The sequence below is a fragment of the Dickeya undicola genome (genome assembly GCF_000784735.1).
In the GTDB taxonomy this organism is placed as follows: domain Bacteria; phylum Pseudomonadota; class Gammaproteobacteria; order Enterobacterales; family Enterobacteriaceae; genus Dickeya; species Dickeya undicola.
The window spans coordinates 28,204-42,646 of the sequence record NZ_JSYG01000021.1 but is presented as its reverse complement, the minus strand read 5'-3'; the positions used below and the strand labels follow the sequence as shown (position 1 = coordinate 42,646).

General features: G+C 54.1%; 12 protein-coding genes. 7 read left to right on the top strand and 5 right to left on the bottom strand.

All coding sequences use genetic code 11. From position 1 onward, the window contains the following. Nucleotides 1-468: 468 nt before the first annotated feature. From glpE to malQ, 5 genes are all read left to right on the top strand, one after another. Complete coding sequence (gene glpE / locus OB87_RS10510) at nucleotides 469-789, top strand: thiosulfate sulfurtransferase GlpE (protein WP_033569401.1); 321 nt, start codon at nucleotides 469-471, stop codon at nucleotides 787-789. Between the two features lie 499 nt (nucleotides 790-1,288). After that, nucleotides 1,289-2,113 carry a rhomboid family intramembrane serine protease GlpG gene (glpG, locus tag OB87_RS10505; protein ID WP_033569400.1) on the top strand — a complete coding sequence of 275 codons (825 nt, stop codon included), beginning with the start codon at nucleotides 1,289-1,291 and terminating at the stop codon, nucleotides 2,111-2,113. Nucleotides 2,114-2,256: 143 nt separating this feature from the next. Then, nucleotides 2,257-3,015 carry a DeoR/GlpR family transcriptional regulator gene (locus OB87_RS10500; protein ID WP_012768014.1) on the top strand — a complete coding sequence of 253 codons (759 nt, stop codon included), beginning with the start codon at nucleotides 2,257-2,259 and terminating at the stop codon, nucleotides 3,013-3,015. A gap of 45 nt (nucleotides 3,016-3,060) precedes the next feature. After that, nucleotides 3,061-5,472 (top strand): maltodextrin phosphorylase, encoded by a 2,412-nt coding sequence (gene malP / locus OB87_RS10495; RefSeq protein ID WP_033569399.1) that lies wholly within the window; start codon nucleotides 3,061-3,063, stop codon nucleotides 5,470-5,472. Nucleotides 5,473-5,484: 12 nt separating this feature from the next. After that, nucleotides 5,485-7,653 (top strand): 4-alpha-glucanotransferase, encoded by a 2,169-nt coding sequence (gene malQ, locus OB87_RS10490; protein ID WP_033569398.1) that lies wholly within the window; start codon nucleotides 5,485-5,487, stop codon nucleotides 7,651-7,653. 157 nt (nucleotides 7,654-7,810) lie between these two features. Here the strand turns inward: malQ and nfuA are convergent, their stop codons facing one another. After that, entirely contained in the window at nucleotides 7,811-8,386 is a 576-nt protein-coding gene (gene nfuA / locus OB87_RS10485) for a Fe-S biogenesis protein NfuA (protein WP_033569397.1), read from the bottom strand. A gap of 56 nt (nucleotides 8,387-8,442) precedes the next feature. After that, nucleotides 8,443-9,147, bottom strand: a complete 705-nt coding sequence (gene gntX / locus OB87_RS10480) for a DNA utilization protein GntX (protein WP_033569396.1) — start codon at nucleotides 9,145-9,147, stop codon at nucleotides 8,443-8,445. A gap of 77 nt (nucleotides 9,148-9,224) precedes the next feature. On the opposite strand from gntX, the gene bioH reads away from it, so the two are divergent. Both bioH and OB87_RS19840 read left to right on the top strand, forming a co-directional pair. Continuing rightward, a complete protein-coding gene (gene bioH / locus OB87_RS10475) occupies nucleotides 9,225-10,004 on the top strand; it encodes a pimeloyl-ACP methyl ester esterase BioH (RefSeq protein WP_033569395.1) in 780 nt (259 codons plus the stop codon). Between the two features lie 477 nt (nucleotides 10,005-10,481). After that, a complete protein-coding gene (locus tag OB87_RS19840) occupies nucleotides 10,482-10,964 on the top strand; it encodes an Hcp family type VI secretion system effector (RefSeq protein WP_072025456.1) in 483 nt (160 codons plus the stop codon). A gap of 84 nt (nucleotides 10,965-11,048) precedes the next feature. Here OB87_RS19840 and OB87_RS10465 read toward each other — a convergent pair whose 3' ends face one another. The 3 genes from OB87_RS10465 to OB87_RS10455 all read right to left on the bottom strand — a co-directional run bounded on the left by OB87_RS10465 (nucleotide 11,049) and on the right by OB87_RS10455 (nucleotide 14,330). Next, nucleotides 11,049-11,384 carry a DUF1493 family protein gene (locus tag OB87_RS10465; protein WP_033569393.1) on the bottom strand — a complete coding sequence of 112 codons (336 nt, stop codon included), beginning with the start codon at nucleotides 11,382-11,384 and terminating at the stop codon, nucleotides 11,049-11,051. After that, a complete protein-coding gene (locus OB87_RS10460) occupies nucleotides 11,374-11,835 on the bottom strand; it encodes an STM2901 family protein (protein ID WP_033569392.1) in 462 nt (153 codons plus the stop codon). The genes OB87_RS10465 and OB87_RS10460 overlap by 11 nt, the downstream gene beginning before the upstream one ends. A gap of 158 nt (nucleotides 11,836-11,993) precedes the next feature. After that, the gene (locus OB87_RS10455) at nucleotides 11,994-14,330 is read right to left on the bottom strand and encodes a Tex family protein (protein ID WP_033569391.1); all 2,337 of its coding nucleotides are present in this window, start codon (nucleotides 14,328-14,330) and stop codon (nucleotides 11,994-11,996) included. Nucleotides 14,331-14,443: the final 113 nt, after the last annotated feature.

Genomic DNA, 14,443 nt, shown 5'->3' with positions numbered 1-14,443 from the left:
TCCTCCGCCATCAAGTCAACAGCCGTCATGTTCGTTAAAAGCAAATGTTTGCGATAAAAACCGTATTTGCGTCAGAAATACGATTTGCTCGAAAACAATGTTCGTTTTCGCTCATTATGGTAATCGAAAACAAACATGTTAGCCAAGCGTTAACCAATTAAAAACATTTTCGCGTGTTTTACGCGTGATGAAGCTAACAGTTTTCGTGCCTGATTTGACGAAAAAATGACAGTTTTAGCATGACGAACGGCTGTCGTGACAAACGGCACATCGATCGGCCCACGGAGCAATATCCTTATAGTTGCTTGGGTTTATCCGCGTGGTGAGTGGGTTACAATCTGTGTCGTATGACCGGCACGACCCCGGTGGTATCACCTCGACTGGAAATGTGGCAATGTGCCCGGCTCATTGCATACAATTCAGTAACATTAATCCGGCAACCATTGTTCAACAATAACGAGGCAGGTCATGGAGCAGTTTGAAGCAATTGACATCGAACAGGCGTATCAGCGTTGGCAACAGGGTAGTGTGCTGGTGGATATTCGCGATCCGCAGAGCTTTAGCGCCGCACATGTGCCGGGTTCCACCCATCTGACCAATGAAACCCTGGCGGATTTTGTGCGCGGGGCTGATTTCGAGCAACCGGTGATGGTGATGTGCTACCACGGTATTAGCAGCCGTAACGCGGCGAATTACCTGATCAGCCTCGGTTTTGATGCGGTATACAGTGTGGATGGCGGCTTTGATGCCTGGCAGACGCGTTTCCCGCAGGACGTGGCGGCTGGCTGAAGGTGAACCGGTATGGCACGTGTCGCGTCGTACCGGTGGTCGGTTAACGTCGATTTTTAGGCGTTTCAATCGTGTTGCCAAACGTACTGCGTGTCAGAGTTGACCAGTATTGTCTGATTTACTCGCCTCATTTTATGGGCTTCGCCGCTGCGGCCAACCGCGTTGAAATTGGCTTATGCCAATGCGTCGTTCACCCGAATCACTGGTCTGGGTCAGCTCATCGGGATTCTCTCACTCGCCGCCTTCCTGCAACTCAAACGAGCGGGCGCTACCTGTCAATTCGTCAGATTCATCATGTTAATAAAAGCGACTGTTTCAGTGATATGAGCCTTGTGATGGCGGCGGTTGTGGTGTGAGCCTTCGGTCCATAGATGTGAAAACCATCACACTCGTCGTGAAATAGGGAAGATAATCGGCGGTTATTGCGCTGCGCTCCGGGCGGTAAATGTTTTAGAATCGAAGACATAAATTCATTGGCGGGAAGCGTTGGGCTATTGTCATGATCCGAATTGTTGCGTTATCCAATCCGCGTCTGGCGCAGGCGTTTGTCGACTATATGCACACGCACCAGGTGCGACTGGTTGCCCGCATCAACGGCAGCGACGTCGATATCTGGCTGCCGGATGAAAGCCAGCATGAGCGAGTGAAGCAGGAGCTGGAGCGTTTTTTGCGGGAACCCTGGCATGAGCGCTATCAGGCAGCCAGCTGGCAGAATGGCACCACCAACAGCGGGTTGCGTTATCCGTCGTTTTCCTACCTGCAGACGCTACGCCAGCGTGCGGGGCCGTTGACACTGGCCGTGCTGGTGGTTGCCATCGCTGTTTACCTGCTGATGCAGGTCTACGGTGTCGAGCGCATGATGGTGCTGTTAGCCTTTCCGGACAGCACGCAGACCCTGCAACTCTGGCGCTGGTTTAGCCACGCGCTGCTGCATTTCTCATTGTTGCATTTGCTGTTCAACCTGATGTGGTGGTGGTATCTCGGCGGGCCGGTGGAGCGCGTGCTTGGCACCCGCCGGTTGTGCGTGATTCTGCTATTGTCGTCTGCGCTGAGCGGTTGGGTACAGTCCTGGTTTAGCGACGTTTATTTCGGCGGCCTGTCCGGCGTGGTGTATGCCCTGATGGGGTACGTCTGGCTACGTGGTGAACGTGAGCCGAACGGCTCGCTGCATCTGCAACGTGGATTGATGGCGTTTTCGCTGGCGTGGTTGGTGGCGGGCTATTTCGATATTTTGGGCATGTCGATCGCCAATGGGGCGCATGTCGCGGGGCTGGTCATTGGCTTGCTAATGGCATGGTGGGATACGCGCCACAGACACCGTTGATGCCATCATACCGTTTACCGAAGTCCGAATGAGTGGCAGAAGGGCGCGCAGTGGTTACTGCATGGCCGTGCGTTGTTTTGCCTGCGAGGCGCGGTTTGTTAATTGGCCGACATGACGGCATGTCGGTGTTTGAGGGGATCAATGTGAAGCAAACACAGCGGCACGACGCCATTATCGACCTGGTGCGTCGGCAGGGATACGTCAGTACCGAGGAGCTGGTGGAACATTTTGCGGTCAGCCCGCAGACCATTCGCCGTGATCTGAACGATCTGGCGGAACAGAACAAGATCCATCGTCATCATGGCGGAGCGGCGTTGCCCTCCAGCTCAGTGAATACCGCCTATCATGATCGCAAAATGATGTGGTCTGATGAGAAAGCCAGGATTGCGAGGCAAGTCGCCAGCCAGATTCCAGATGGTGCTACGCTTTTTATTGATATCGGCACCACGCCGGAAGCGGTGGCTCACGCGCTGATGAACCATAAGGATTTGCGCGTGGTCACCAACAACCTGAATGTCGCTACGTTGCTGACCGCTAAAGAAGATTTCCGCCTGATTCTGGCGGGGGGTGAAGTCCGCAGCCGGGACGGCGGCATCATCGGCGAGGCCACGCTGGATTTCATCTCTCAGTTCAGGCTCGATTTCGGCATTTTGGGAATCAGCGGTATTGATATGGACGGCTCGTTGCTAGAGTTTGATTATCACGAGGTACGCACCAAGCGGGCGATTATCGAAAACTCCCGCTGCGTGATGCTGGTAACGGACCATTCGAAGTTTGGCCGTAACGCGATGGTCAATTTGGGTAACATGGATTTGATCGACTATCTTTTTACCGATCAGTTACCACCACCCAGTGTGCTGAAAATCATCGAACAACATAAGGTACAGTTGGAGTTGTGCTGATCCCGACGTGCCTTTTTCCATCACTGTATAGAGGAGAGAGGCACGATGTCACCATCATTCAATTCTTCCCGGTTTACCGCCGCCCTGCAACGCCAGTTGCAGATGTGTGCTCAACCGTCCTTGCAGGCGTTGTCGTTACGCCAGTGCTGGCAACTGGTGAGCGCCGCGCTGACGGAGCAACTGGATGTGTTGATGTCTGCCGACGTGCCCCCACCCGATGCCGCGCCTGCGCGGCATGTGAATTACCTGTCGATGGAGTTCCTGCCTGGCCGTTTGACCGGCAACAATCTGCTCAATCTGGGCTGGTATGATGCGGTAGCGGAGGTGCTGGCGCAGCAGGGGCTGGCGTTAAGTGATGTGCTGGAGCAGGAAACCGACCCGGCGCTTGGCAACGGTGGGCTGGGAAGGCTGGCATCCTGCTATCTGGACGCAATGGCGACGGTCGGCCAGTCGGCGACAGGTTATGGTCTGCATTATCAGTACGGCTTGTTCCGCCAGCATTTTGATGCCGGTTTTCAGCGAGAAACGCCGGATGACTGGCTGCGCGACAGCTACCCCTGGGCGCGCGCTCGTCCAGAGCTGGCGGTGGAGGTCGGTTTTGGCGGCGAACTGGCGATACAGGCGGATGGCAGCGAGCGTTGGATACCGGGCCAGGTTATCGTCGGAGAAGCTACCGATATCCCGGTTATTGGCTATCACAATGGCAGGGTTCAACCACTGCGGTTGTGGCAAGCGACACACAGCGACCCGTTTGATCTTGAGCAGTTCAACGCCGGTCATTACCTGAAAGCCGAGCAGCAGGGCATTGCCGCCGCCAGTCTGACCAAGGTGCTCTACCCGAACGACAACCACGCGGCAGGTAAAAAACTGCGCCTGATGCAGCAATATTTTCAGTGCGCCTGTGCTGTGGCGGACATCTTTCGGCGGCATGAGCGCGCAGGAAGGCCTGTGGAGACGTTGCCTGACTATGAAGTGGTGCAGTTGAACGATACCCATCCGACGCTGGCGATCCCCGAAACCTTGCGCCTGTTGCTGGACGAGCACGACATGCCGTGGGAACAGGCCTGGCAACTGACCGGGCGTCTGTTTGCTTACACCAATCATACCCTGATGCCGGAAGCGCTAGAGTGCTGGGACGAGCGGCTGTTTGGTCGGCTGCTGCCACGCCATCTGTCGATTATCAAAACGATTAATGAACGCTTACGCCAGCAGGTGGAGGCGCGCTGGCCGGGCGATCGGCACGTCTGGGCGCGGCTGGCGGTGGTGCATCGCCGTCAGGTGAGAATGGCGAATCTGTGCGTGGTGGCCTGTTTTGCGGTTAATGGTGTGGCGCAGATGCATTCTGACCTGGTGGTGCGCGACCTGTTTCCGGAATATCACCAGCTGTGGCCGACGAAGTTTCACAATGTCACCAACGGTATTACGCCGCGTCGCTGGCTGAAACAGTGCAATCCGGCACTTTCTTCGCTGATCGACGATACCCTGCATACCGAATGGGGTAACCAGCTGACGCTGCTAGACGGGCTGGTGCCCTATGCGCAAGACAGCGCATTCCGGGCGCGTTACCGCCGCATTAAACAGGACAACAAAACGCAACTGACGCAATTTTTGCAGCGCGAATACGGTATCCGTATCGATCCGGCGTCGTTGTTTGATGTGCAAATCAAACGGTTGCATGAATACAAACGGCAGCATCTGAATCTGTTGCACATTTTATCGCTATATAAGCGATTGCTTGCCGACCCCGGATTGGATATCGTGCCGCGCCTTTTTCTGTTTGGTGCCAAGGCTGCGCCGGGGTACGTGCTGGCAAAAAACATTATTTACGCCATCAACTGTGTGGCGGAGCACATTAACCGGGACAAGCGGGTGAATGACCGCCTGAAAGTGGTCTTTTTGCCGGATTATCGTGTTTCGCTGGCGGAGCGGATTATTCCTGCCGCTGACGTCTCGGAGCAGATTTCCACGGCGGGCAAGGAAGCCTCTGGCACCGGCAACATGAAGCTGGCGTTGAACGGTGCGCTGACGGTGGGCACCCTGGATGGAGCCAATGTGGAGATGGCACAGGAGGTGGGTGAGGAGAATCTGTTCATCTTTGGGCATACCGTCGAGCAAGTAAAAGCGTTGACCGCCGACGGCTATAAACCCGCTCGCTACATTGCCGCGAATCCCTTGCTCAAGGAAATCCTCGCCGAGCTGGCCGACGGAACGTTCAGCCACGGGGATAAAACGGCGTTTGCCCCTCTGCTGGATAGCCTGCTGAAGTTGGGGGACCCTTATCTGGTGCTGGCCGATTTCGCACCTTACTGTCAGATCCAACAGCGTGTGGATGCGCTGTATCGTGAACCTGATGAATGGACACGCCGCTGCATTCTGAATACCGCTCGTATGGGGATGTTCAGTGCCGATCGGGCAATTCATGATTATCAGAAACGCATCTGGACGGTGCGTGATTAAGGAATCAATACCATGGCGTTGAAAGCAAAAAAATCTGTACCCCACTACCCGGGGATCGCTGATACCTATAAAGATGCTTACGGTAATGAACAGGCGATAGACCAGGACACCCGCGAGAAACTGCTGCAACTGCTTGATGTGGCGGCTCCGGCGGTCGCGCCTTTGCCTTCGGTGTGCGTATTTCGTCAGGGGCAGCCAAATCGGTTGCCGCTGCGCGATGAAGGCGAATATGGCTGGACGCTCACCTATGAAAAAGGAGGCATCATCGAGGGGCGTTCGGCCGGGCAGGCGGTTCTGGTGTTGCCAGACAACCTTCCGCTCGGTTATCACCAACTCCTTCTGACACAGGACGAACAGCAGTGGCCATGCCGGGTAATTGTGGCACCGGCGCGGTGCTACGAGCCGGAAGTGTTAACTCAAGGGAAGCGCTGGTGGGGTGTCACGGTACAGCTTTATACCCTGCGTTCGTCGGATAACTGGGGTATCGGCGATTTTGGCGACCTGAAAGCGTTGGTGGAGCAGGTCGCGCGCCGGGGCGGCGCGTTTGTCGGCCTTAATCCATTGCACGCGCTTTATCCGGCCGAGCCGGAAGCCGCCAGCCCATACAGCCCGTCATCGCGCAACTGGCTGAATATTATCTATATCGATGTGAATCAGGTGGATGATTTTCATCAGAGCGAGGCCGCCTGCGAGTGGTGGAAGCAAGACGACGTTCAGCGGCGGCTGACCGCCGCCCGCGCCAGCCGATGGGTGGATTATACGGCAGTCACCAGCCTGAAACTGACGGCGCTGCGGTTGGCGTTTGACCATTTCAATCGGCGTAACGCACTGGACCCACGCAAAACCGCCTTCCAGCAATTTCTGAAAACCTACGATGAAAGCCTGTTGCAACAGGCCACTTATGACGCTTTGCAGGCGTGGTTGAAAACGCAGGGGGAATCCGCGAACGATTGGTTGCAATGGCCGCGGGAATACCACGATGCGCGTAGCGACGCCTCGCTGCGATTCCGGCAGGAACACGCCGATGAGGTGCAGTTTTACTGTTGGTTACAGTGGCTGGCGCATGAACAGCTGGCGGCCTGTTTTTCCCACAGCAAGCAACTGGGAATGCCGATCGGTCTGTACCGCGATCTGGCGGTAGGGGTGGCGCAGGGCGGTGTGGACACTTGGGGAGATCAGCAATTGCACTGTATGTCGGTGACGCTTGGCGCGCCGCCGGACCCGCTGGGGCCAGGTGGGCAGAACTGGAACCTGACGCCAATGCACCCGATTCTGCTGCGCCAGCGCGGCTACCAGCCATTTATCGATTTGCTGCGCAGCAATATGGCGCACAGCGGCGCGCTGCGTATTGACCATGTGATGGGGCTGCTGCGGCTGTGGTGGATCCTGAGCGGCCGCAACGCGACCCACGGCGCTTATGTGTTGTATCCGGTGGATGACCTGCTGGGGATCCTGGCGTTGGAAAGCCATCGCCATCGTTGTCTGGTGATCGGCGAGGATCTGGGAACGGTGCCGGATGAGATCGTCAACAAACTGCGCGATAACAGTATCTACTCCTATAAAGTGCTGTTTTTTGAAAAGGATCAGCACGATCGTTTTCGCGCGCCGGACGAGTATCCACCGCGTTCTATGGCCACTATTACCACCCATGACCTGGCGACACTACGCGGCTACTGGCAGGGCGTTGATCTGACGCTGGGCAAAGATCTCGGGCTGTATCCCACCGACGCATTGCTGCAACAGCAGCATGACGCGCGGGAAAGCGCCAAGCAGGGGCTGCTTGATGCCTTGCATGAGCAGGGGCTGCTGCCGCAGCGGGTTGGGCGCAATGCATCGCTCACCACCATGAGCGCCCAGCTTAACCGTGGAGTGCAGCGCTATCTGGCCGACAGTGCCAGCGCGCTGCTGGGGTTACAGCTTGAAGACTGGCTGGACATGGCGACACCGGTGAATGTGCCGGGCACCCATCAGGAATACCCCAACTGGCGACGTAAACTGAGCCGTTCGCTGGATTCCATTTTTACCGACCGCTATCTGGAACGGTTGATTCGGGACATTGATTTGCGTCGTGGCGGCCCAGTGCCTTCTCGGACCCGAAAGGCGACAAAACCAGAAGGTAACAAGGGGCAGGAAGAGACAAAAAAGGAAGAGACAAAAAAGAATGAAACGAAAAAAGCCTGAGTGGTGAGTAACCGGTGCTGGAAAAAACAACGAGCGGTCAGGTAACTGAGCGCTCGTCATCATCAAAATCAGCTCGATAGGATTGATCGTCAGCGTTGCATCCGATCAGAACGACATCTTATCAATAAACGACATCCCATCAATAAACGGTATCCCATCAATAGTAGGAGTGTTCGCCGCGCTGATGCTCGGTGAGGTCACGCACCCCTTTCAGTTCCGGGAACTTCTGCAACAGCTCTTTTTCGATGCCTTCCTTCAGGGTGTAATCCACCATGGAACAACCGTTACAGCCGCCGCCAAATTGCAGAATGGCGTAACCTTCCTCAGTGATTTCCATCAGCGTGACACGGCCGCCATGACCCGCTAACTGTGGGTTGATTTGAGATTGCAGCACATACTCCACGCGCTCCATCAAGGGCGCATCGTCGCCGACTTTACGCATCTTGGCGTTCGGCGCTTTTAATGTCAGCTGAGAGCCTAACTGGTCGGTCACGAAGTCGATTTCGGCGTCTTCCAGATACGGTGTGCTGAGCTCATCCACATAGGCGGACAGTTTCTCGAACTTCAGCTCGGTATCGTTCGGCTCGACGGCATCGGGCGGGCAGTAGGATACCCCACACTCGGCGTTCGGGGTTCCGGGATTGATGACGAAGACACGGATCTGTGTGCCTTCCTCCTGTTTCGCCAGCAGCTTGGCAAAGTGCTCCTGAGCAGCGTCGGTAATACGAATCATAATGTTAACTCAATAGTTGACTACGCCAGTTGGTTATAATACGCCCATCCCGACGGTTACGACAAGGTGCGGCATAGACACCACACCTGAACTTGTTGCGCACCGGCATGGCATAATACCCTGGTGACCTCCGCAGCCGTGCTGCCGGTGGTCACTACATCGTCCAGCAACACTAACCGTTTACCACCGAGATCATGCCGACAGTCGAATGCGCCACGCAGGTTGTGGCGGCGAGAACGTGCGCCCAGCGTCTGCTGGGGAACGGTAGAACGCACGCGGACCAGCGCAGCGGGGTGATAGGCACAACCCAGCCAGTGTGCCAGTAGGCGTGCTAGCAGGTCGGTCTGGTTGAAACCTCGTCGCCAGTGACGCCATCGGTGCAGAGGAACGGTGACGATGGCGTCAGGGCGCGGATACGCCTCGGGCAGGCTCAGAGCAGTATCCCGGCGGTGCGCCAGCCATTGCAGTAGGAGCAACCGCGCTAATGCTGGTGCCAGTTCGGTACGCCGCTGAAATTTGACGCGTTTGATCAATGTGCTCAGCGGTGGTTGATAGTCGCTGACAAAGAGTAACGATTGCCACGGTGGCGGCTGTTGCAAGCACCGTCCACACAGCAGAGTGCTGGACGCCGAAGGCAGGCCGCAGCGCGGGCAGCAGGTAACCGGCTGCGGCAGATGACGGCGGCAGTGACTGCAAATCCCGTGATGACTATGATAGAGCGGCTGCTGGCAGAGCCAGCACTGTGCCATGATCGTCAACATCGCGTTTCCCTGAGTAATCAGACATGCCGGGGGCGTGGCCTGAATCATTCCATTTCTGACGGAGGACAACATAACCGATGGGAGCACTGCACTGGCAAACGGAAGGGGAAGGAACATGCGAACTTGTGATGCTGCACGGCTGGGGAATGAATTCGCAGGTATGGAATAACATTGTCATGCGACTGACGCCGCATTTCAGATTACATCGGGTGGATTTGCCGGGCTACGGTCAGAGCCAGGGATTTGGGGTGATGTCGCTTGCCGACATGGCGCAGCAGGTGCTGGCGCAGGCACCGGAGCGGGCCGTGTGGTTAGGCTGGTCGCTAGGCGGGCTGGTGGCGACGCAGGTGGCGTTGAGTGCGCCGGAACGGGTCAATGCGCTGATTACGCTGGCGTCATCCCCGTGTTTTGAAGCGCGCGATAACTGGCCAGGCATCCGCCCGCAGGTGTTGTCCGGTTTCCAGCAGATGCTGAGCGAAGATTTCCTTGGCACCATTGAGCGCTTTCTGGCATTGCAGACACTGGGCACCGAAAATGCCAGAAAAGACGCCCGTGCGTTGAAAGTGGCGCTGTCCGGTCAACCGGCACCAACCACCGAGGTGTTGAACGCCGGGTTGGAGATTTTACGTCATGCCGACCTGCGTGAACCGTTGACCACACTAACCCTGCCGTTCCTGCGCTTGTACGGCGCGCTGGACGGGCTGGTGCCGCGCAAAGTTGCCGCGTTGATGGACGAACAGTACCCGAACTCCACCTCCGTAGTGATGCCGAAAGCTGCCCATGCACCGTTTATTTCCCACCCGGAAGCGTTTGTGGAGCAGGTGGTGGGGTTTGCGGGGGAAAATTTGTTGGTGTAAAGGGGATAATGGAAATGACTTACCGGATGGACGGGGGCATACAATGGATTCTGCGTCCGGTAGTTGTGTTGATTCCTGGTATGGTTCGTATTCGATTTGCTCAAATGTGTGGTTATGACTATTCTGACAATTGTAGCAAATCACTTGGTTTTTTGGATAATCTGACCCTGTTTATTAGCATTATGGAGATAAATTCGTGGAGTGACTAATTGGCGGTTTTATTTTATTGGTCGTTATTGGTGCAGTATTGAAACCAAGCAGATGTGATATTTGTCATAACAGTTTTAAAAGAAAATATTACACTTGGACAATTGAGGGGAAAAAACAGCATTTATGCCCTAATTGTAATAGTCAGATGAGCAGAAGAGTAAGTTCTAGAAAGTTTAAAAATAGATTCGGTTAGTTTTTATTGTGATTTTCTGATTTGGATATTATTTTATAGGTGATGGTTTTATCAAAATAACAAGGATGCTGAAAATGTCATATATTATTTATCTAACGTTGGAAGGCGAACAACAGGGGTTGATTTCTTCTGGCTGTTCTACTGTGGACTCTATCGGTAATCGTTATCAGTCTGGACATGAAGATCAGATACAGGTATTAGGATTGAACCATACGATAACACGAGATGATAATGTCGCTCATCATCCGATACAATTAGTAAAGCCTATAGATAAATCTTCTCCACTGTTAGGTGTATCCATTACCTCAAATGAAAAGTTAACAGCAAATTTTTTCTTCTATAGAACGAATTCGGCTGGGAAGTTGGAGGTTTTTTATGAATTAACATTGGCTGATGCCCGAGTCGTATCTGTCTCTTCATCATATCCACACTCTATAAATAATATAGAATCAATCCCTTATGAAGAGATTATGCTTAAATATAAAAGCATATCTTGGTCGCATAAAGCTGCCGGTACTTCTGGTTATAGTATCTGGCATGATGGGATTAACGAATAGATTAATTATTTTTTCAATAATCTCCGAAGTATATACCCTGAATTAAAACTTGAAGTGTGACGGGTATCGTATGTACTTCGGAGGTTAATCGTAAAGCCAATGCCCTAACCTTGCGGATTCTATAAGCATTGCTACAGATAATGCTTTTAATTCTGGTTTTTCAATCTTTTTAAATGGGTTGAAAAGAGAAAGTAAACTATGGTCTGAATAATCGTAATAATAATTATTTATATTAAAGCCATCTGAAGTGACTTTGAATTCTTTAAAGAATTCAGACATCAATGCCTGTATCTCATCATCATCAAAATCAAATTCTGAGTTTATTATAGTTTCTTCTGTTATTTTCTTTTGATATGGGGTTATTGAAACTCCAGCGTGCCTCTTTACCAGGTCTATTATTTTCTTCTTATTAATTTCCATATAATTTATCCTCGCTTTTGGCTATCTGATTGTAGTGTCGTACAGTATTATAGGATATGGTGCTTACATCGCAAATTAATATAGCCCAGCCTAAAACAGGTATTGTCCTGCCAACAAATGTCCCTAAGTTTCTGACAAGCCTTATTTTTAACCCTTGGATTGGGCCGCCAATAATCGTTGGTAATGATATTCCTAGCGGGATTTTTGTCTTTTTGAATATTCGCCTTGAATATATGCTAGATAGTGATGTCCCTTTTATTGCGCCGGACGGCTTTCTTCTTGTGTCTTGATCGTTTCTCCCTAAAAGAATCATACTCATAGCGAGAGCATCGTCAATGCCAAAGTGTTTCATGGTTTCATCAACCATAATCCAGAAGAATAATTCTCCTGCGCTTAAATTTATCATCCCATTGTAAAAATATGTTCCACCTGCTTCTTCCACTGTATCCATGTGTAATTCCTTTTTGAGGCATTTGAAGTGATTTTTATATAGTTAATCTCGATGAAGATTGTTGTATTTTAGCATAGGTACATCATTCAGGCATGAAACGCCAGCCACTGCTTCTAAATACAGGGTTCAGGCTTGATTGCCTGAACCCTGGCAGAGATTCACCGTTTCTTAAACGCCGCCGCCAGCGCGTCGCTCATCGCGCTGTTGCCTGCCGGTGTGCTGCTCTGGCGTGGGCGGGCCTTGTTCCCCGCTGGCGACGGGCGCGACGGGGAATTGCCGTTGTCGCGCTCGCGTCCACCGCTGCGACGGCTGTTGCCTTCACCCGGCTGTTCGTCCAGACGCATGGTCAGCGCGATGCGTTTGCGTTGCAGGTCCACTTCCAGCACTTTCACCTTAACGATATCACCGGCTTTCACTACCTGATGCGGGTCTTCCACAAAGCGATCCGCCAGTGAGGAGATGTGCACCAGCCCGTCCTGATGTACGCCGATATCCACAAACGCGCCGAAGTTGGTGACGTTGGTGACGGCACCTTCCAGAATCATGCCTGGCATCAGGTCGTTAAGGGTTTCCACCCCGTCGGCAAAGCTGGCGGTCTTGAACTCCGGACGTGGGTCGCGCCCTGGTTTTTCCAGCTCTTTGATGATGTCGGTCACGGTCGGCACCCCGAAGCGATCATCGGTAAAGCTGGCCGGTTTCAGGGTGCGCAGCGCGCTGGAATTACCCATCAGGTCCTGCAATTTCTGCTCGGTGGCGGCCAGAATACGTTCCACTATCGGGTAGGCTTCCGGGTGGACGGTGGAGGCATCAAGCGGGTTATCGCCGTGGTTGATACGCAGGAAACCAGCGCATTGCTCAAAGGCTTTCGGGCCGAGACGGCTGACTTTCAGCAGTTGGTCGCGGTTGTTGAACCGACCATTGTCGTCACGCCAGCTGACAATATTTTGCGCCATCAACCGGGTGAGCCCGGCCACGCGGGTCAACAGTGCTACCGATGCGGTATTGAGGTCAACGCCGACGGCGTTCACGCAGTCTTCCACTACCGCGTCCAGCTTTTTCGCCAGCAGAGTCTGGCTGACGTCGTGCTGGTACTGGCCGACACCGATGGATTTCGGGTCGATCTTCACCAGCTCGGACAGCGGATCTTGCAAGCGGCGGGCGATGGACACCGCGCCACGCAGCGATACGTCCAGACTCGGAAACTCCAGCGCCGCCAGCTCAGAGGCCGAATACACCGATGCGCCCGCTTCGCTGACGATCACCTTCTGGGCTTTCACATCCGGGAACTGTTTCTGGGTATCGAGGAAGAAACGCTCGGTTTCGCGCGAAGCGGTGCCGTTGCCGATGGCGACCAGCTCAACTTGATGCTTGATGCACAACGCCGCAACCACCGTCGCGGCTTTGGCAGCCTGGCCGGTGTGCGGATAAATGGTGTCGGTCGCCACTAGTTTGCCGGTGGCATCCACCACCGCCACTTTCACACCGGTGCGCAGTCCGGGGTCTAACCCCATGGTGGCGCGCATACCCGCGGGTGCGGCCATCAGCAGGTCGTGCAGGTTGCGGGCAAACACGTTGATGGCTTCGTCTTCGGCTTTTTCACGAATGCTGCCCATCAGCTCGGTTTCCAGATGCAGCAGCACTTTGATGCGCCAGGTCCAGTTCACCACCGCGCGCCGCCAACTGTCTGCCGGTGCGTTGCCAAGACGCAATCCCAGATGGTCGATGATGATTTGCTCGCAGTGGCTCTCTTTCGGCGGTTCGTCAAACTGTGGATCGGCATTCAGCGACAGTTGCAGTACGCCTTCGTTACGGCCGCGGAACATCGCCAGCGCCCGGTGTGACGGCACTTGTGACAGCGGCTCGTGGTGGTCGAAATAGTCGCGGAATTTCGCGCCGTCTGCCTCTTTGCCTTCCACCACACGAGACACCAGGTGGGCGTTTTTCCACAGGTAATCACGCACTTTAGCCAGCAGCGCGGCATCTTCGGCGAAACGCTCCATCAGGATATAACGTGCGCCGTCCAGTGCGGCTTTGACGTCGGCCACCCCTTTATCGGCGTCTACGTAAGCGGCGGCAGCGGTATCCGGTGTCTGGCTCGGATCGTTCCACAGGCTGTCTGCCAGCGGCTCCAGCCCCGCTTCGATGGCGATTTGCCCGCGCGTGCGGCGTTTAGGTTTGTACGGTAGGTAGAGGTCTTCCAGCTCGGTCTTGCTGAGCGTGGTGCTGATGGCGGTTGCCAGCGCATCGGTCAGCTTGCCCTGTTCCTCAATGGATTTGAGGATGGTCTGGCGGCGTTCTTCCAGTTCGCGCAGGTAAGACAGGCGGGTTTCCAACTGACGCAACTGGGTATCATCCAGCCCGCCGGTGACTTCTTTACGGTAACGGGCGATAAAAGGCACCGTGTTGCCTTCATCCAGCAGTTGAATGGCCGCACTGACCTGTTCGGTTCGTGCCTGCAGTTCGCTGGCAATAATCTGGCTTAATGCATTCGTCATAGTGTTATCAGCAAGATAGTTTTATTAGCGAGATAATGAACATTGAAGGATAAATGATTGGGGGACAGTTATACGGATTGACGGCGCAAAATGCCAGTCAGACAAACGGAAGG

Excerpts from the sequence above, each read along its gene's own strand:
- OB87_RS10460 (WP_033569392.1), bottom strand. The coding sequence starts at position 11,835 with ATGGATACAGTGGAAGAAGCAGGTGGAACATATTTTTACAATGGGATG.
- glpG (WP_033569400.1), top strand. The coding sequence starts at position 1,289 with ATGATCCGAATTGTTGCGTTATCCAATCCGCGTCTGGCGCAGGCGTTT.
- gntX (WP_033569396.1), bottom strand. The coding sequence starts at position 9,147 with ATGTTGACGATCATGGCACAGTGCTGGCTCTGCCAGCAGCCGCTCTAT.
- nfuA (WP_033569397.1), bottom strand. The coding sequence starts at position 8,386 with ATGATTCGTATTACCGACGCTGCTCAGGAGCACTTTGCCAAGCTGCTG.
- glpE (WP_033569401.1), top strand. The coding sequence starts at position 469 with ATGGAGCAGTTTGAAGCAATTGACATCGAACAGGCGTATCAGCGTTGG.
- malQ (WP_033569398.1), top strand. The coding sequence starts at position 5,485 with ATGGCGTTGAAAGCAAAAAAATCTGTACCCCACTACCCGGGGATCGCT.
- bioH (WP_033569395.1), top strand. The coding sequence starts at position 9,225 with ATGGGAGCACTGCACTGGCAAACGGAAGGGGAAGGAACATGCGAACTT.
- OB87_RS10465 (WP_033569393.1), bottom strand. The coding sequence starts at position 11,384 with ATGGAAATTAATAAGAAGAAAATAATAGACCTGGTAAAGAGGCACGCT.
- OB87_RS10455 (WP_033569391.1), bottom strand. The coding sequence starts at position 14,330 with ATGACGAATGCATTAAGCCAGATTATTGCCAGCGAACTGCAGGCACGA.
- OB87_RS19840 (WP_072025456.1), top strand. The coding sequence starts at position 10,482 with ATGTCATATATTATTTATCTAACGTTGGAAGGCGAACAACAGGGGTTG.
- malP (WP_033569399.1), top strand. The coding sequence starts at position 3,061 with ATGTCACCATCATTCAATTCTTCCCGGTTTACCGCCGCCCTGCAACGC.